The sequence below is a fragment of the Thainema salinarum CENA647 genome (assembly GCF_057732415.1).
On sequence record NZ_JBYJZJ010000022.1, the window covers coordinates 3487342 to 3507069 of the forward strand.

Genomic DNA, 19728 nt, shown 5'->3' on the forward strand with positions numbered 1-19728 from the left:
CTTGCGGCGGGGTATTTCATTTGGTATTTTTTCTTCAAGCGATTTCTTTTTAGCTGCATAAACTGGCCGTGTAACTACGGATATATATTTGAAGCTGATGTAAAGCATGTATCCAGCATCAACTTACTCGCCCAATAAATCGGTTCATGTGCTGGAGTGCGATAACAAAAGCTTCTTCGAATCGTTTCTCATTAATAAGCATTAAGTGCGATCGCAACTGCTTCCACTGTAGTCAACGCGCTCAATCAACAGATTTTCAACTCTCATGATTCTTTAGTTTGGTCTTCAACGCTATGAAGATTCTATTTTTGCATCCCAATTTTCCAGCTCAGTTTCGCCATTTAGCAACAGCTCTAGCCAAAGACCCCAATCACGAAGTGGTGTTTGGCACGATGCGTCAGGAAGGTAGTTTGCCCGGAGTGAAAAAGGCTTACTACAAAACGACCCGGCAGGCTGACTCAGCGACTCATCGCTATGTGCGGCCATTGGAAAACGCAGTCTTGCAGGGGCAGGCGGTTTATCGAATGGCGCAGCAGCTCAAGGCGGATGGGTTTTATCCCCATGTGGTGTATGCCCACTCGGGTTGGGGCGCGGGCATGTTTATCAAGGATATTTTCCCGAAGGCAACTTATATCGGCTACTTTGAGTGGTTTTATCGCGCTCATGGGAGTGATGCTGATTTTGATCCGGCTGATCCGCTGACGGCGGATAATGAGGCGCGGATTCGGGTGAAGAATACGCCGATTTTACTGGACTTGGAAGCTTGCGATAAGGGCATTACACCGACGCAGTGGCAGTATCAGCAGTTTCCACCGGAGTTTCAGTCAAAGCTAACGGTGATTCATGACGGCATTGATACGGATTATTTCCGGCCTAATCCGGGAGCAAAGTTGGTGCTGCCGTCAATTGGTTTGGATTTATCTCATGTGGATGAGTTAGTCACGTATGTGGCACGAGGGATGGAACCCTATCGAGGTTTTCCGCAGTTTATGGAGGCATTGGCACTGTTGCAGCAGCGGCGACCGAATTGTCACGCGGTGATTGTAGGAGAAGACCGGGTGGCTTATGGCAAACCGCTGCCGGATGGCCGGACTTATAAACAAAAAGCGTTAGAGGAATTGGATTTGGATTTATCGCGAATTCACTTCACGGGGTTGTTGCCATACAGTCAATATTTGCAGGTTTTACAAGCATCTTCTGTCCATGTTTATTTGACGCGACCGTTTGTTTTGTCTTGGTCGTTGTTGGAGGCGATGGCGACGGGGTGTGCTGTTGTGGGGTCTCGTACTACGCCAGTTGAGGAAGTCATCACTGAAGGCATCCACGGTTTGGTGGCTAATTTCTTTTCTTCAGAAGATATTTCTGCTCAGGTTGAAACGATTCTGAATTGTTCAGACCAGGCAGCATCAATGTGTTTTCAAGCCAGAGAGATGGCTCTAGCTCGCTTTGACTTGGCTCAAGGTCTATCGAAGCAGATCGCCCACCTTAATGCTTAACAAGTAAGTGGGCGATTTTGCTCTTTTCATCTCCAAGTTAAAAAAGGATATTCACCGTGTCTTCACTTGATTACAAAACTCAGGCTTAGAGCTCCAAAAGTCTTTCAGTCAGCAAATAACTTTAGAGTTCATCGTAGTAAGGATTTAAATTGGCAAGGTTACTTTTTCTTGTCTTGGATATTGATTAACAAGTTTAGGTCGCGTCTTGTCTTGTTCTGTTTTTGTATTTTCAGCATTTGAGGTACTAGTCATGTCTAATCACAATCCAGAAACTCTCGAATTACTAAAATCAATTGTCAATGAAAGAGGAACAACCACCTTATTTTATGTGAATGGTGTGGGGAACACCTCAGAAGACTTCAATAACAGTATCGAGAATATAAGCAATGCTTTTAAGCTAGACTCAGTAGCAAATGAATTTAGTTCTGTAGAACTTGACGGCCATCATAATAGATCTCTAAAAAGTTGGCTTGACGTTGCTCAAGATTCATTAGGCATTCTTGAGAATGCCTGGTCAATAATACTTAATCCCGCCAATGTGGGCAATATCATTGGTAATGTTATTGATGCAGCTTTTACGAGCCAAAGCTTAGTAGATAACTTATCTGAAGCTGTTGTTGCCACCTTGATAAGTAATGACCTCAGAGAGGTATTACAGCAGTTTTGGATAGATGAATCATATCCCAGTGCGATTGAGAATAGTTTCTGGCTGCCTGGCATGGCAGAGTTCCTAAATGAGGATCGGAATAATTCAACAGTTTTCATTGCGCATTCTCAAGGTAACTTCTTCATAGAAGATGCCTTAAAAGTACTATCTCCTGACAAAGATAGAGTAAGAGTGATGGCTTTTGGATCACCAACAGACTACTCAAATGCAGGAGATGTAAATAGAGTAAAAGTCTCAGGTTCTGAACCAATATTAAGGGCAGGAGATCTAATCGGAACTAACTTTATAAATGATCAAGATCCTGTCACTTACTTTCAGCTCAGTGCCCCAAATGATCTCAGCATTGATGCTATAAAATCATACTTTCAAGTACAGTTCCATGCTACTCTGTCACTCTCTTTGGGTATACTAAGTCCTTTTATTTCACCGTGGGAACTAGCTGGATCTATGGCAGATAAAGTTGCCAATTTTCTAGATCAACCAGCGAATAATAAGCCTTTAAGCTTTATGGCTGGCATTCTTAAGGCTGCTGGAAGCGGATTCGATTTTAGCCCGCATAATTTTGATGAAGAAAATTACTTGAGCAACGAAAAGTTTGGTTCAAAAGATACTTTTAAAGAGTATGTTTACGGACTGCAACCTCAGGGATTTTATTTTCCTGAAGGTATCTCTAGTCAAAATAATGGTACACAGGACGATGATTGGATAGAAGGGAGTTCAGGCGATGATGTGATCAAAGGGCTAGGCCGGAATGATGTCCTATGGGGTAATGGTGAAAATGATACTTTGGAAGGAGGAGAAGGATACGATTTCTTAGATGGAGGTCAAGGAGTTGACAGCGCAGCATACTCCGGTAGTTCCCAAGGAATTTATGTTCAAGCTGGTCAATTAGCTGGGTTTGATGTTTATCGAGTACGTGATGGCTTTGGTGACGAAGACATCTTTGATCCAGAAAGCAATTTCGGCTATCAGGACATCCTAATTAATATAGAGACCATCCTTGGCTCATCTCAGGCTGACTCGATGGAAGGTGGTGCTGGTGCTGACCACTTCATGGGTGAAGATGGCAATGATACCTTGCACGGTGGCGGTGGTGACGATCTGCTCTCTGGTGGAGACGACCAAGATTATCTCTTTGGGGATGCGGATAACGACAAGCTCTGGGGCGATGCAGGTGACGATGAATTAGTTGGCAGCACTGGCTACGACGAACTCTACGGCGGCACCGAAAACGATCAGCTCTGGGGCGACGAAGATCAAGACACCCTTTGGGGCGATGAAGGGAATGACACACTTCATGGCGGTTCTGAAAATGACGAACTTCATGGTGGTGCCGACAATGATCTCCTGTACGGCAACGATGGTAATGATGAGCTCTGGGGTGATGCAGGCGTTGACACCTTAGAAGGTGGAATTGATCAAGATACCCTGCACGGTGGAGGCGATGGTGATTATCTCTACGGACAGCAAGGCAGTGATGAACTTTGGGGTGATGCAGGCATTGATACCTTAGAAGGTGGAACAGAGCAAGATACCTTACATGGTGGGGATGATACTGACTATCTCTATGGACAGGCGGGTAATGACACTGTTTATGGAGATGCAGGCAATGACTACCTCTACGGTGGTTCTGGCGATGACTCCATGATGGGTGGAATTGACGATGACACCTTTGATGGTGGAATTGGCAATGACACTCTCTATGGTGAAACAGGCGCTGACTGGTTCGATGGCGGTTCAGGTAACGACTACATTGATGGTGGAGCAGATGGTGACACCGTTGATTACCGTTGGTCTCCCAATCCTGTAATAGTCAACATTGATGAAACTAAAGGCTTCAACCACGATCGCAATGCGCTCTTTGATCGCGAAGTCAGTCCTGAAAACCCTGAAGAGTACTTCCTCAATCTAGAGCCAGACTATAGCATTAGTGCGGGTCAAGCTTTTGATGGGTTTGGTTACGTTGATACCCTACGCAATATGGAATCCATTCTAGGCACAGAATGGGACTTCCAACCCATTACTCAATTAAATCAATATGGCATCGCAGGCTTTATTGACGACATTCTGATTGGCAACGACAGAAACAATACTATCCAAGCTTTGGGTGGTGATGATGTTGTTATTGGCAGTGCCGGGAAGGATTATCTATACGGTGGGGATGGCTTTGACACTCTTAGCTATAGCGATACACCTCGCTCAGTACATGTCAATCTAGAAGCCAACTTAACGATTAAAGGAAGACACAGCGGTCTACCTTTTGATTTTACTCAAGTTACTAATGAGTTCTTAGCAACTCATGAACATGACCACATCTATGGATTTGAAAATGTCGTTGGCTCCGATTTTGATGACACTGTTGTTGGTGATGCTGCGGCCAATATCGTGACTGCTGGCAAAGGTAACGATTACGTCTCAGGTGCCGATGGCAACGATACCCTCTACGGTGAGCGTGGCAACGACACAATTGTTGGCGGTTTAGGTCAAGACAGCTTGTTCGGCAACCAAGGAATTGACGTTATCTGGGGCGACCTAGTTGGTGTTGCTGATAGTGGCGATGATGACTTCATTCGTGGTGGTGATGGCGATGACAAAATTCATGCCGGAGGCGGCGACGATTGGGTTCGAGGCGATAGCGGTTATGGCAACGATCGCATTTGGGGCGATGCTGGTAATGATCTCCTTGAAGGCGGCGCAGGTAATGACACTGTTTGGGGTGGAACTGAAAACGACACCATCTATGGTCAAGGTGAAAACGATGTTCTCTACGGAGAATCCGGTGAAGACACGATTGAAGGAAATGCAGGCAACGATTTCCTCGATGGTGGATCTGAAAATGACCTGCTTTACGGCAATGAAGGTGACGATGAACTGCACGGCGGCTTAGGTCAAGACACACTAGATGGCGGCACCGAAAATGATGAACTCTACGGTAATGAAGGGATTGATTACCTCTATGGCCGTACTGGTAATGACACGCTAGATGGTGGTTCAGAGGGCGACTTCATCTTTGGTGAAGCAGGCAATGATGTCATTCAGGGAGCCACAGGTGAAGACTACATTGACGCGGGTACTGGCAATGATATTGCCGATGGCGGCGACGATGCCGACGAGCTGTTTGGTCGCACCGGCAACGATACTCTTGATGGTGGAGCAGGCAACGATAAAATTTACGGCGAAGAGAATGATGATAGCCTGTTTGGGTCTGGTGGTGAAGACTTAATTGAAGGCGGGATTGGTAACGACTTTGCCGATGGCGGTGACGATGCGGATCACATCTATGGCCAAGAAGGGGATGATACTCTCGATGGTGGTGCCGGTAACGACTACATCGAAGGGAATATTGGCCATGATGACCTGTTCGGTTCAGCGGGTGAAGACTTCATTGACGCGGGTGCAGGAAATGACTCGGCTGATGGTGGCGATGATGCTGACCTAATTTATGGTCGGGATGGCGAAGACACTCTCGACGGCGGTGCTGGCGACGACGAGGTTTATGGCGAAGCCGGTGACGATTCCCTCTTTGGCTCAGCCGGTAATGACTATCTCGATGGCGATATCGGTAGTGACTACCTTGATGGCGGTGATGACAATGATCAACTGTTTGGTCGCACAGGTAGCGATACCCTCTACGGCGGTCGCGGCGATGACCAACTAGACGGTGCCGAAGGCGACGATGAACTCTATGGTCAGGATGGAAATGATGTTCTCAACAGCGGCAGCGGCGACGACATCCTTGACGGCGGGGATGATAACGATACCCTCAATGCTGCATCTGGGGATGACTATCTTGATGGTGGTGATGGTGACGACATCCTAGATGCTGGTGCTGGCGATGACGAAGCCACAGGCGGCGACGGCAATGACCAGATTGACGGTGGTGCTGGCAGTGACTACCTAGATGGCGGAGCTGGCCAAGACCTAATTAATGCCGGATCGGGTGATGATGTCGTCACAGGTGGTAGCGGCAACGATACTCTAAACGGCAATGACGGCAACGACGAACTCTATGGCGGCGCTGGCGATGATGTTCTTGATGGCGGCGCTGGCGATGACATCCTTGATGCCGGTGATGGAAACGATACCGTTCTCGGCGGCACTGGCGATGACGAACTCTACGGTGGTGATGGAGACGACTACCTCGATGGGGGGGACGGCACCGACCTAATCGATGGTGGAGACGGCATAGACGAAGTCAGCTTTGAAACCTCATCAGTGGGTGTCCGGATCAACCTAGATGACGAGAATAGCTACGAGCATCACAACTATGATCATTGCGATGGCTGTGATCAGCAGATTACCAATCCAGAACCTGAATTTGCGCTTAATCCCGGCGAAGTCTATGACGAGCTAGACTCCAGCGATACGCTACTCAATATCGAAAACATCATCGCTTCTAAGCATGATGATGTGGTGATGGGCAACAGTTCCGACAACTTGATTCGCACCCTGGATGGTGACGACTTTATAGCCGGTCATGCAGGTGACGATACCCTGGATGGCGGTGCTGGAAGCGATACCGTGAGTTACCACTGGGATTCAGATGGAGTCCATGTTGATCTCGAAAAAGGTCGCGCCACCGATGGCTATGACGATCATGACCGATTAATCAGCATTGAAAACGTCATTGGTTCTGATGAAGACGACACCATTCAAGGGGATGAGCAAGCCAACATCCTGATCGGTAACGACGGTGATGATGACATTAAAGGCAAAGCTGGCGATGACCAGATAGCCGGTGGCGATGGCGATGACACGCTCGATGGTGGCGAGGGTGATGATGTCCTCTCCGGCGATACCGGTGAGGATCATCTAGAAGGCGACGACGGCAATGACTATCTCTGCGGTGGTGAAGATGACGATTCGCTTTACGGTGGAGCCGATCAAGACACGCTGCAAGGTGGTGATGGTGATGACTCCCTCAAGGGGGGCGATGACGATGACCTCTTAGAAGGTGGCCTCGGTGACGATAGCCTCTATGGCGAAGATGGAGCCGATACTCTGGAAGGCGGATATGGTAACGATTCGCTCAAAGGTGGTGCTGATGAGGACACCCTCTACGGTTATGACGGACATGACTACCTAGAAGGTGGCACAGAAGATGATCTGCTCGATGGCGGTCGCGGTGATGACACCCTCAAAGGTGAAGATGGCGATGATGTTCTCTATGGTCAGGCTGGAAACGACACGCTAGATGGTGGCTACGGACGAGACTATCTTGATGGTGGCGCTGGTAATGATCATCTAGAAGGCGATGACGGCCGCGATACGCTACTCGGTGGCGCTGGCGATGACTCGCTCAAGGGTGGCTCTAACGATGACAGCTTAACCGGTGATGCTGGACGCGATCATCTAGAAGGCAACAGCGGAGACGACATCCTTGATGGTGGAGCCGGAGATGACTCCCTCGATGGTGGTTCAGGAAATGATCAGTTGGATGGCGGTTCTGGCAACGATGTCCTCTATGGTCAATCCGGTCACGATATCCTTGATGGTGGCTCTGGCCATGACTACATGAAAGGTGGTTCAGAAGATGACACGCTGATTGGCGGTTCTGGTAATGACCGACTCTATGGTGAGAAAGACTACGACCTCTTAGAAGGTGGCATGGGTGACGACTTCCTCGACGGCGGCACTGGTAATGACACCCTTAACGGTGGAGCCGGTAATGATGAACTGTGTGGTGGACGGGGAGAAGACATTCTGGATGGTGGTTCTGGCGATGACACACTCAGCGGTGGTGACAATGCCGATATCCTTTATGGTCAATCCGGTCGCGATCGCATCGAAGGCGATGGTGGTCATGACAAGCTGTTTGGCCAAGAGGGAGATGACTCGCTCTATGGCGGCAATGGTCGGGATTTCCTCGACGGCGGCAGCGGCAATGACTCTCTGCACGGTGGCAAGGATGCCGATATCCTGACGGGATTCTCTGGTGATGATGTCCTCTATGGCGAAGATGGTGATGACTTGATCAATGGTGGTATGGGTCAAGATACGCTATCAGGCGGCGAAGGTTCAGATACTTTCGTTATGGCATTCAGCCAAGGTCTAGACACCATCCTAGATTTCAATGTTCATCAAGATGTCTTTGGATTGGCGGACGGTCTAACCGTTGACCAACTCAGTATCACGCAAGGAATTGGTAACCTGATTGACGATACGTTAATCAGCTTCACCACCACTGGAGAAGTCTTGGCCACGCTGGTTGATGTCCAAGCAGATACACTCACTAGCTCCAACTTCACAACCTTCTCCTAGTTCAATTAGTTGGCCGGTGGCAGTACCTGCCATCGGCCAACTCAGAAATTTGGAATAATCGAAACCGATAGCAACCACAGTACTTTCCAGCATTTAACTATGTTGAATATTAGCCAAATAGAATCCCTCAAGCTCAGATTCTTCAAACTCCCAGCAACTCGAACTCAGACCGTGATTCAAGAACTGATAGTAGAACTCTGGCAAATTCATGAATCGGTTGAGTTGCATTTACCCGCACCCTCAGCAGCAATTAACTATCAAATTCGCCAACTCAAGCAAACTCAAAGGCAGTTACACCAGTTTAGAAAGCGTACTGAATTGACCATAGTATATGGTAACGTAACCTCGTTACGACACCTTTATCAAAGCTTATGCCAACTTACTGAACAGGTTGAGCAACACGTTCTTTGCTTAATTTTAATTGCCAAAGAATATCCATCCGATCCTTCAGGCTCGATTTCTTGCCTACGGCAAGCCGATATTGAACATGCTCATTTAGCTTTTACTCTTGAGCAACTTCAGAGCCAAAGCTTTACAGCCAAGCAAAAAGCGGCATAGCGAAAGGGTCAAGAATCTACTCAAGATTGACAATTGGCAGCCTAGTTTTCAGAGGCTCTTCAACTTTTGCTCTGTATTTAGAACCTGAGCTTAAAGAGTGACAGTGGGAACCGCCGCTCCTGGCCCCATCCGTAAAATGTCATTGGCCATCGTTTGAGCAGCGACATTTGCGATCGCTTGCCAGTCCTCGGAAGTAAATATCTGAGTGAGTATAAAAATTACTTGCGCTCGAATGACCTTTTGCTCACTGGGTAATGCATGTTTTTCCTTTGCTAACAGCGCCTCAATCCAAACCGTTTGTTCGGGTGTGAGATGGCGCAGGTGGCCGTATAAGCGTCTTTGCGCTTCCATATGTACAGCCTCGAAACTCCGTCCTAGCTGCCACGACTCTAACCACTTCTTCAGCTCGGGTAGCAAGACAGATAACACTTGTACATACCACCGCTGTAGCCGCAACGCGTCCGGCGAGGCACATTTAAGCATCTCGACATAAGGCTTTGACCCTAGCCCCGCCTCAACAATTCCTTCATCGCTGGCGTTCTCGGCATCTGCTTGCCGAACCCAAGCCTCATCATTGAGCAAGTCCATCAGATTGCCCGTTTTTCTTAGTTGCTCGGCTAGGATTTCATCATTCATAAGTGACTCAATAAGTGGAGCATTAATGCAGCATATTCGAAATCCATCAACCTATCTTCGTCTGGGTCGGAACCAAGTATTCACCATAGACAAAAGAAAGCTTTATCAAGCTGAAAACCGGTATAAAACTGGTATAGGACTCAAACCTATTCTCTGAAAGCCTTATATAATAAAAAATAAGTTAGCTTCCCAAGCTGAGTGCCGTGGGTTCGAGTCCCATCATCCGCTTTATTAAGACTGCATATTCTCAATTTAAAGTCAGACTTGTTGAGAAATAGCTGGTTTGAGAGCGAAGTTCTCTGCTTTTATTCCCCAACAAATTTAATTTCTGATCAAAGAAGAAAAACGAAATCAACTGAAAAATCTACACATTAACTCATATCGCTGCCTCATACCAATACAAAATGAGGTTAAGCTAGGGCAAATGCATACTCAAGGTGGGAGGATCAAAGGGTATCGCAGAGGAAGCCCAGGATGTGCCAATATATTGAGTCGTCAGCCCTACTGCTAGAGCATTTCAAGACTCTAGACGACCCTCGAGCCGAACATTTACTGGAGCATCAGTTGCTCGACATCATTGGCCTAACGATTTGTGCCGTCATCTGCGGAGCGGATAGTTGGGTCGATATCGAGACCTACGGCAAAGCCAAGCAAGCGTGGTTGAGCGAATTTCTGGAATTGCCCAACGGTATTCCCTCACACGACACCATCGCTCGGGTCTTTGCCGCTTTAAGCCCGACGGCTTTACAAGAGTGCTTCCTCAGTTGGGTCAAGGCGATAGCCCACCTCAGTGAGGGAGAGATTATCGCCATTGATGGCAAAACCCTACGCCAGTCCTATGACACCGGGAGAAACAAAGGGGTCATCCACATGGTCAGTGCCTGGGCAAGCCAGAACCGATTGGTGCTTGGGCAAGTGAAGGTAGACGAAAAATCGAATGAAATCACCGCGATTCCTCAACTCCTAGCCGTATTGGATCTAGAGGGGTGCATTGTCACCATTGATGCGATGGGAGCCCAGAAGGCCATTGCCGAGCAGATTATCGCAGCCGGTGGTGACTATGTTCTGAGTCTCAAGGGCAATCAGGGCAATCTGTACCAGGATGTGCAGCAACTGTTTGAGTGGTTGCGTCAGATGGAGTTCAAGGATATTGCCCACGAGATAGATGCCCACCTCTGGAGCGGACTCAAGCGGGTCGGCTTGGTGGAAGTTGAGCGACGGGTGCCAGGGCAAGTCCCCACCCTCGAGCAGCGTTACTATCTAGTCAGCCTCGATGGCAATGTTGAACGCTTTGCCCAGTCGGTGCGGAGTCACTGGGGGATCGAAAACCAACTTCACTGGGTGCTGGATGTTGCCTTCAATGAAGATGACTCTCGCATTCGCAAAGACCATGCTCCTGAAAATATGGCCTTGATCCGCCACATTGCCCTCAACCTGTTGCGCCAAGATACGTCGGCTAAAGTTGGCATTAAGGCCAAACGTCTCAAAGCGGGCTGGGACAATGATTACCTAGCACATATTCTCTCGGCTGCTTGAGTATGCGTTTGCCCTTGTGCGGAGTGCTGAGGACTCATTGCTCATTGCTCAGCACTCCGCACTGACTTCTGTAGCGCTAATACCTAGAACTGGTATTACAGGCCAAACTCTGACTTGAGTTGTTTTACCCAGGCTTGAATCCGACTATCGGTTAGATCAGATTGATTATCTTCATCAATAGCTAATCCAACAAACTTACCGTTGCGTACTGCTTTCGAGGCTTCAAAATCGTAGCCATCGGTGGAACATTGACCTACAGTTTGCCCACCTAGAGAAGAAATTTTTTCTTCTAAAATGCCCATTGCATCTTGAAAGTTATCGGCATAGCCAATTTGATCACCTGCACCAAAATAAGCAACTTTTTTGCCATTGAAATCAATATTATCTAGTTCGTCGTAGAAGCCTTCCCAGTCTGACTGTAGCTCACCAATATTCCAGGTTGGACAGCCTACAATAATACAGTCATAGGATGCGAAATCGTCCGGTTCAGCTCCAGCGATATCGTAGATGGTGACGACGCTATCGCCACCAAATTGGGCCTGGATCGCTTCAGCAATTGTTTCAGTATTACCAGTTTGGGTGCCGTAAAACAAGGCAATTTTGCTCATGGTTATTCCGTAGTGAATCAATCAAGTGAATTAATCAATGAAAAGAGAAAAGGGGCATGAGAACTGAGAGATTTCCGTGCCCCCTGTCTAAGAGGAGAATCATCCATGCTTTTGAGTCAGGAGTTCTAACTCAGAAGCGGAATCATCTACCAGCGACAACTAAATATTTGTTTGCAGATTTTCTGTACATAAAGCTGTAGACAAATCTGTTTGTGGTCTGGAGTCTGTCTGGTTAAGATTCGACAGCACTCAATGCTTTTTCAACCCGACGGAAATCAAAGCCCATTGCCCGCAGCGCGTGCCACAGATGTCCTTGTAGGAAGAAGAAGGCCAAGAAGAAATGAGCATTGGCTAACCAGCAGCGAGACGTATGAGCATTCAGCGGCAGATTGACCGTGTCTGCAAAGTAGGGAGTGATGCCCAGTTTCACTGCTAGCGGTGGGCCATAAAACTCAACCGGGTAAGCCAGCGTATTCACTGCACAGAAGTAAGCGGCTACAAAACCAGCTAGAGCAATGCCGCCCAGGGAATAGGACAAAATTGCTTCACCGGAGAAGATCAGTACTTTCTTGGCCCACGCCAGCGGTGGCACCAGAATATGCCAGATTCCACCCGCAATCAGCAGCAATCCAACATAGATGTGACCACCCACCAAATCTTCTAAGCTGCTAATGCTGGCGAAGTGAGTTTGATAGCCGTAGATGACCAAGGGATCAAGCGTTGGCTGGCTGATCAGGCGGACGGTTTGAGTAGTTGCGTCATACAATCCGCCCCAGTACATGGCTTTACCAACCAGTAGGAGCGCTCCGGCCCCCAAGAACAGCAGATGATGCCCCAGAATCAAGCCCTGCTTAGCCGGATCATCCCAGTCAAAGTCGAACTTCCGGGCCTGACCCTTCGCTTCACTCAGGTCAGCGGGTGCCCGAAAGGTGTGGAACAGTGCGCCAGCTCCTAGCACCGCAGAGGAAATCAGATGCACTGAGCCAATGACGAAGTAGGGATAAGTATCAATAATTTGGCCACCGTCACCAACGCCAAAACCGAGGGTGGCCAGGTGTGGCAGCAGAATCAAGCCCTGCTCGCCCATTGGCAGCGACGGTTCGAACCAAGACAGTTCGAACAGGGTAAAGGCTCCAGCCCAAAAGGTAATCAGAGCCGCTTGGGCGACATGAGCCGCAATAAACAGTCCAGACTTGTCCGTAAAGCGAGCATTGCCCGCCCACCAGTCGTAGGTTACGTCTGGCTTGCTATACGTTTGCATCGCAATAATTCCTTAACTAAACGCTTTCATGGAACAGGTTCAGATGAGAAGTTATTGAATATCCTTCTCAATAATTAATCCCATCACAGATCAGAATTATTCGCAATAAGTAAGCATATAAACTTTCGTAACGAAGTGAGTTCTGCTTCTATGCAATTGGCTGTTCGCAATCAGCAGGTATCCAGTTCAGTCGCAGCTCGATTGTCATGATGCTATAACGCTTGTCCAGTAAGAACTATGCTTAAATGGAGACTGTTGCGTGAGACATACAGAGCAGCTGATTAAGCGCCCTTTTAACGTAAAGAATCAATAATTCTGCTGTGTTTGTAACCGGGATTGATAAGTTCAGTAGTGGTTTGGTCGTCCAATTTATTGAGATTGAATATCAATAAATTGCGATGGGTTTCGGTTCGAATAAGTGTATTGTCTTTCCTAAAGGCGGTTGAGATTGATTGCGATCGCAATCAATCTCACGCAGCTACCGTTTGATACAGTCACCGGATCAAGGTGTCGGCATTCTACAGAACGACTAACCGCTCCAGCCGAAAAGGAGCCGTGGCGCTAGATAACACAACCCAGCATTTACAATCTTGGGGCAGTCCTCTATTCTGATGAGAATTACTTTCATCTAGACTGAATCAGTCCACGAAGCAAGATGGCGATCGCACAGGCAGACTTCATAGAACTTTGGCAAATCGCTCAGCAAAAGGGCGAGATTGTTCGCCGGGAGACAGACTTTGAGATTGAAGATAGCCTGCCGCTAACGCTGGGCGAAGGTAGCGAACGCCTCATCAAGCTGCGGGGTGGGCTAACTATTCAAATCCGCAACGCCAAGCTGCGGCAAACTTTGAGACTAGAGCAACAGCACGACCCTGGATTTCCCTTGACGGCCAAGTTTTACCTATCCGGTTCTTCTAGAGTTCAAACTCAAGAACCAGTAGATATTCAAGCAGACCCAGATTATACAGAAACCGCAGGCTGCAACTATCTCTACTACCTGCCTAACTTGACTGAGGTGGAAGAGTGGCCGTCTGACGAGCTGCTTCACGTAGTGATGATCTATGCCCCGACGGACTACTTTCGCTCGTTCAGTGTGAGTAGGGCATCCCTTGCCCCATCCCTGCGGCGATTGCTGGATGGAGATGAAGCACAGCGATTTCACCAGTCGCTTGGGCAAACCACACCAGCCATGAATCAGGTACTACAGCAAATCTTACAGGCTCCCTATCAGGGGATGATGCAGCACCTGTATCTAGAGAGCAAAGCGCTGGAACTTTTGGCACTACAGTTCGTTCGTCTCGACGCTGAATCACCTGTTCCCCGATCTTTCACGTTGAAACCGAATGACCTAGAGCGAGTGCAGTATGCCAGAGAGATTTTGGTTCAGCGGGCCTGCAATCCCCCTTCACTAATAGAACTGGCGCGTCAGGCTGGGCTGAATGAATGTATCCTCAAGCAGGGATTTCGTCATCTGTTTGGCACGACAGTGTTTGGCTATTTGCGTGACTACCGAATGCAGCAGGCTCAACGTTTGCTGCGTTCTCCTCATGCGACAGTTGCCCAAGTAGCAGCTCAGGTGGGATACCGCAACCCTGAGGCGTTCAGTACGGCATTTCGACGGAAGTTTTCCGTTAGCCCAAAAGCCTACCAGTTAAGGCAGTGTGGCTAGTGCGATATCAAATAAGGTTGATGGTTGATGTGCCGCGTTTTGCGCGGTTTATCAACCATCAACCCCACGACAACGTTGATAAACCACTAAAACCCACCAAACGATGTAGGAAAAAAATTCCGCATCACAAAGAAAATATTCCGGTTCACAAAGGTGGCAATCGCTTCTACCTTTTATCATGCTCTCACTCAACTAATAAGAATAATTAGTATTAGCGTGGCTTAGTTGGGGCTGGCCAGTGATGTGAGTGGGTGAGACATGATCAAGCTAGGGTTTGGGATATCGGCAATCACGTTGACAGGAGCAAGTCTGCTGCTGCTGCAACCCGCGATCGCAGATGAAATTGAGAGTCAATCTGTAGCACAACAGTCTGCTGCGACGACCGTAGATGATTGGCTGACGCAGATTGCGCAGGCTGGACGGGTTGAGATTACCAATGTTCAGATTGAGGAAACAGCGGACGGTTTCACGCTGCGGTTAGACAGTACGGGCGAGTTGGCTGTTCCCGCAACATCAGTAACAGGTAATGCTGCGATCTCAGATATCCCCAATGCGGTACTCAACCTGCCAGCAGGCGAAGACTTTTTGGCCAGTACTCCTGCCGAAGGGATTGCCCTGGTGACTGTCACCAATCTATCCAACAACCAGGTGCGGATTGCGATTACGGGCACCGATGCGCCGCCAGCGGTCAACATCAGCACGGCAACCACTGGACTTGTGGTTAGCGCAACTGCAGGCGATCCGACCGCTCAAGCCCCTGACGACGACTCGATTCAGATTGCGGTCACCGGAGAACAGGCGAACGACGACTATTTTGTGCCCGAAGCCAGCACGGCAACACGCACAGACACGCCCATCCTGGATGTACCCCAGTCAATTCAGGTCATTCCCCAAGAGGTTCTGGAAGACCAGCAGATTCTGAGAGTTGACGATGCGTTGCGAAATGTCAGTGGGGTTGTGGGTAGCTATGAAGCCTTTGGATCAGGAGCAGCCTTAACGCTGCGGGGATTTACAACCGACTCGTTTGCCAATGGGCCAATTTTGCGAGACGGCTTTCGCGTCTATGACAACTTGGGCGTGCAGGAAACAGCTAACCTAGAGCAGATCGAAGTTCTACGAGGCCCCTCTTCGGTCTTATATGGGCAAAACGATCCGGGTGGCATCATTAACCTGGTCACGAAACAACCCTTATTTGAGCCAGCGTATGAGCTACAGTTGCAGGTTGGCAGTTTTGGATTAATCCGTCCCAGTCTAGATATTTCAGGGCCGTTAACGGCTGATGATTCGCTGCGTTATCGGCTCAATGCGGTCTACCAGCAAGAAGATGGATTTCGAGACTTTGAAACCGACTCGGAGCGATTCTTTATTGCTCCTGTTCTCGCGTGGGACATTAGCGATCGCACCACGCTGTCCCTAATCCTCGAATACTTGGACGATGAAGCTCCCTTTGATACAGGTTTAGTTGCGATTGGGGATCAGGTCGTTGATGTTCCTCCGGGTCGCATTACTAATGAACCAGACGACTTCCGTCGCAGTGAATCCTTGACGCTTGGCTACAACCTGGATCATCAATTTAGTGACGACTGGACATTTCGCAACGCTTTTCGCTATATCCAGCAAGACTATGCCTTAGAAACCTTTCTTCCCTTCGCCTTTGACGAAGCAACGGGCATCGTCACCCGCTTTCCAGCTGACCGACAGTACAATTCTGATGATTATTCTCTGCAGACAAGTGTTACCGGAGACTTTTCAACGGGTTCCCTTGAACACACCCTGTTGGCAGGCGTCGATTTAAACTTAAATCGCTTTGATGAACGATTTACCCGCGTTGATCTCAGCACGCCTGCACCGTTAGATATCTTCAATCCAGAATACGGCGTTACACCCAGACCGGATCTGAGCGGACTGACACCGTTTCAGCCCTTTGATACCGAGTACGATCGCATTGGTGTCTTTCTACAAGACCAAGTCTCACTCGGCAATTTCATTGTGGTGGGTGGACTGCGCTATGACACCGTCGATTTTCGCGATCTGGGAGCAGATGCCAGTCGCTCGGATAGTGCCTGGAGTCCTCGGCTAGGAGTTGTCTATCAACCTGCTGAAAATGTCTCACTTTATGCCAATTACGCGCAGTCGTTTGTCCCTAGTTTTTCTAGAGGGATCGATGGCGATTTTCTAGAACCAGAAACGTCAGAAGGTTTTGAAATTGGGGTTAAGGCTGAGCTCTTTGATGGCGACCTGCTGGCAACCCTCGCTTACTTCGACATTACCAAGCAAAACGTGGCAACGGTTGCCGATCCGCTCACAGGTGCTTCGATTGGGGAGCACGTCATCCGCTGGCGAGAGAATAAAGGTTGAGCTGGTTGTTCAGGTAAGCGCAGCGGAGCGCCAGAATTTGAGGAACATTCTGAGGGTTCCACTGCGCACCTGCGACCTGCACTCTGGCATCAATCTGCTTGATGAGTGATTCGACCGGGCCTGAGCCAATCGGCATCCCCTCTTGCTGGTAGTACCTGTAGTTGACAATCCGAGCGCGATGTCGCTCCAGATACCTCCCAAATCGTTGAGACTGCTGAGAGTTGAGCCCCGCAAACAGGGCACTGGCCTCATCGACCTGACCGTGCCACAGAAGGTGTCTGGCCTGGTTGAGCCGTTGAAGGGAACCGCCCACTTTATACAGGTTCTCCATCAGGTGATACCAGTCCAAGACCTCCTGGCGAGTGAGCCTCTCCATCTGTTGGTAGAGCGACCAAATGCCGCTGTGTCCGTCTCCTAAGCAGAACACAACACTGGCCCAGCAAAGGCTCCTGAGCCAGGCCAACAGCGCATCATTGTCGTCAAACCAGGCCATACCCACACCGTCACCGTCCAGCCGCACCGCCTTGTACTGCTTCCACTCGCTGGGCTCTCCGCTCGGAGTCACTAGGCGAACCATCCCGCCATCGAGAGCCATCTCCTTGACTGTCTCCTCTGGAGCCGATGACTCAATCGGATTGCGCCCTACGATGCGCTCGACACTCTTGGCGCTCACGGTGACCCCGGTGAGCAGTTCAACATCCCGACTCGCCTGCACGAAGGACACCGTTGCTCCCATCTGCAGACAACACAGCTCGACCAGGGGGCTGAACTGGACTCTGGGCTTGACTCCAAGCCGCTTGGCCTGCTGTCGGCCAACCTGCAATATGCCAAGGATGCTGGTTAGCTTTCGGGTTTCTCCTTCATCTTTGCCGACGCTTGTGTCGATAAAAAAAGACCTAAGTTGGGTGACACATGACGGTGCACTTGCTCACGGACCGTTTGCTCGATTTCGCCTAAGCTCGTCATCCTCATCCCCTGTTCCTTGGCGTCGTCATAGAGGATCTGTGCTAAAGCGTTGACGTGATGCTGCATTTGGTCGCGCTGGTCTGGAGTCATGTCAGGATCCGATAAGGGCACTCACTCCATTATATTTTCATCTCCTCAGCGGATGACGTGCTCCCCTTCGATTGCAACCGGAGAACAGCGCAGTCAGGGCATTGAACTGGATGTGTTGGGTGAGATTGTGCCGGGCTGGAACGTGATTGGGTTTTATGCCTATACCGATGCCAGAGTGACGGAAGATAACGTCATCCCGATTGGCAATCGTCTGCCCAATTCGCCGCGCCACAGCACAGGACTTTGGACTACCTACGAAATTCAGACTGGCGACTTACAAGGATTGGGCTTTGGCATAGGCGTCAACTACGTCAGTAACCGCTTTGGCAATTTGAGCAATGACTTTGAAATTGGCGACTACTTTCTCACCAATGCAGCAGTCTTTTATGAACGCGACAATTGGCGAGCGGCGCTGAACGTAAATAATCTGTTTGATGTGGAATACATCACTAGTACAAGCACCTTTAACCGCAATACTGGCATTAGACCCGGAGCGCCGTTATCTGTGATCGGCTCAGTTTCTGTTCGCTTTTGAGGTTGGAAAACATGGAATCATACAGGATACATGATGGTTAACTGCACCACTCTGCGGCGGCTGCTGGCACTCTGGCTTGCGGTTGCGATCTCATCTTGTCGCACAACTGGAACGGCTATTCACACTAACTCCCAATCATCGCCCTCGACTAACTGCCGCACTGTTCAGCATGAAATGGGAGACACCGAAATCTGTGGTCAGCCGCAGAAAATCGTGGTGCTGGGCCCCTACGTTCTGGAGCCCCTGCTGGCTCTGGGTGTTCAGCCAGCCGCATTTGCGGATCACATGAGTGTGCATCAGGATGGGTATGACAACCCCAGCCAGCAGATTCCCTACTTGGGCGATCGCATCACCCAGCCACTCGATAATCCTGGCTTAGCCTACAGCCCTTCCATCGAAGCGATTCTCAACGTACAGCCCGATCTGATTTTGGGGCTTGAGAGCAACAATGCCGAGCAGTATGACACCCTCGCTCAAATTGCGCCAACGCTGCTGTTTGACCATGCTGAACCCGAGGAAAATCTGAGAATCATTGCCCAGGCCGTGAATCGCTCTGAACAAGCGGAACAGTTATTGACAGAAACTGAACAGAACATTGCTGCCGCTCGTAAAGCCTTCGCTCCCTTGGTTGCCAGCTATCCTAAGATGCTGTTGCTCAGCTCATCGGACTTACAGGAGGTGTATATCGGCAATTCGACCTATGGCCTTTGTGCTTCACTGCTAGAAGACTTGGGATTTCAGTTGGTCATGCCGTCTGAATTTGATGACACTGCATCGGATTTAAGGGTGCCTGTCTCCATCGAAACCCTGCCACAGTTGAACGATGCTGACTCCATTATTTTATTAGGCAGCAATTTTAGCGAGCTGAAGCAACTCAACGATACCCGTGAATTCGAAGATCATCAACTAGCTAATTTGAAACAGGCATGGGAGGGAAATGCGATCGCACAATCTCTCGATGCCAGCAAAGCCGGACGCGTGTACTTTATTCCGGCCTACCTGTGCCTGGGCTTACCTGGCCCAACTGGTACAGAACTGTATCTCAATGAACTGCAAAACCAACTTAATCCAGCTCAGTAACCTCAAC

Annotated in this window: 12 protein-coding genes; 8 read left to right on the forward strand and 4 right to left on the reverse strand. The window is 49.1% G+C overall.

Going from position 1 to position 19728, the window contains the following annotated elements; translation table 11 throughout:
* Window positions 1-293: 293 nt before the first annotated feature.
* The 3 genes from AC286M_RS22070 (at window position 294) to AC286M_RS22080 (ending at window position 8982) form a co-directional block, all read left to right on the forward strand.
* A complete protein-coding gene (locus tag AC286M_RS22070) occupies window positions 294-1496 on the forward strand; it encodes a glycosyltransferase family 4 protein (RefSeq protein WP_488206441.1) in 1203 nt (400 codons plus the stop codon).
* Between the two features lie 1114 nt (window positions 1497-2610).
* Window positions 2611-8424: a calcium-binding protein gene (locus AC286M_RS22075; RefSeq protein WP_488206442.1), complete on the forward strand. Its 5814-nt coding sequence runs from the start codon at window positions 2611-2613 to the stop codon at window positions 8422-8424.
* Between the two features lie 99 nt (window positions 8425-8523).
* Entirely contained in the window at window positions 8524-8982 is a 459-nt protein-coding gene (locus AC286M_RS22080; protein WP_488206443.1) for a hypothetical protein, read from the forward strand.
* A 90-nt stretch (window positions 8983-9072) separates the two neighbouring features.
* Here the strand turns inward: AC286M_RS22080 and AC286M_RS22085 are convergent, their stop codons facing one another.
* Window positions 9073-9618, reverse strand: coding sequence for a hypothetical protein (locus AC286M_RS22085; protein WP_488206444.1), 546 nt, complete (start codon window positions 9616-9618; stop codon window positions 9073-9075).
* A gap of 474 nt (window positions 9619-10092) precedes the next feature.
* Here AC286M_RS22085 and AC286M_RS22090 point away from each other — a divergent pair, with 474 nt between their 5' ends.
* A complete protein-coding gene (locus tag AC286M_RS22090; protein ID WP_488206445.1) occupies window positions 10093-11154 on the forward strand; it encodes an ISAs1 family transposase in 1062 nt (353 codons plus the stop codon).
* Window positions 11155-11249: 95 nt separating this feature from the next.
* Here AC286M_RS22090 and fldA read toward each other — a convergent pair whose 3' ends face one another.
* Complete coding sequence (gene fldA, locus AC286M_RS22095; RefSeq protein WP_488206446.1) at window positions 11250-11762, reverse strand: flavodoxin FldA; 513 nt, start codon at window positions 11760-11762, stop codon at window positions 11250-11252.
* Between the two features lie 232 nt (window positions 11763-11994).
* Window positions 11995-13023 (reverse strand): chlorophyll a/b binding light-harvesting protein, encoded by a 1029-nt coding sequence (locus AC286M_RS22100; RefSeq protein ID WP_488206447.1) that lies wholly within the window; start codon window positions 13021-13023, stop codon window positions 11995-11997.
* A 655-nt stretch (window positions 13024-13678) separates the two neighbouring features.
* On the opposite strand from AC286M_RS22100, the gene AC286M_RS22105 reads away from it, so the two are divergent.
* Together AC286M_RS22105 and AC286M_RS22110 are read left to right on the forward strand one after the other, a co-directional pair.
* Window positions 13679-14692 carry a helix-turn-helix transcriptional regulator gene (locus AC286M_RS22105; RefSeq protein WP_488206448.1) on the forward strand — a complete coding sequence of 338 codons (1014 nt, stop codon included), beginning with the start codon at window positions 13679-13681 and terminating at the stop codon, window positions 14690-14692.
* 294 nt (window positions 14693-14986) lie between these two features.
* On the forward strand, window positions 14987-17050 hold the full coding sequence (locus AC286M_RS22110) for a TonB-dependent siderophore receptor (RefSeq protein ID WP_488206449.1): 2064 nt from the start codon (window positions 14987-14989) through the stop codon (window positions 17048-17050).
* On the opposite strand, the gene AC286M_RS22115 is transcribed toward AC286M_RS22110, so the two are convergent.
* A protein-coding gene (locus AC286M_RS22115) for an ISKra4 family transposase (protein WP_488203071.1) occupies window positions 17022-18106 on the reverse strand; the annotation gives its coding sequence in 2 pieces (ribosomal slippage) (window positions 17022-17920 and window positions 17920-18106; 1086 coding nt in all). The two genes, AC286M_RS22110 and AC286M_RS22115, sit on opposite strands and share 29 nt — an antisense overlap.
* Before the next feature lie 52 nt (window positions 18107-18158).
* On the opposite strand from AC286M_RS22115, the gene AC286M_RS22120 reads away from it, so the two are divergent.
* The gene (locus tag AC286M_RS22120) at window positions 18159-18641 is read left to right on the forward strand and encodes a TonB-dependent siderophore receptor (protein ID WP_488206450.1); all 483 of its coding nucleotides are present in this window, start codon (window positions 18159-18161) and stop codon (window positions 18639-18641) included.
* Between the two features lie 30 nt (window positions 18642-18671).
* Entirely contained in the window at window positions 18672-19721 is a 1050-nt protein-coding gene (locus AC286M_RS22125) for an iron-siderophore ABC transporter substrate-binding protein (RefSeq protein ID WP_488206451.1), read from the forward strand.
* Window positions 19722-19728: the final 7 nt, after the last annotated feature.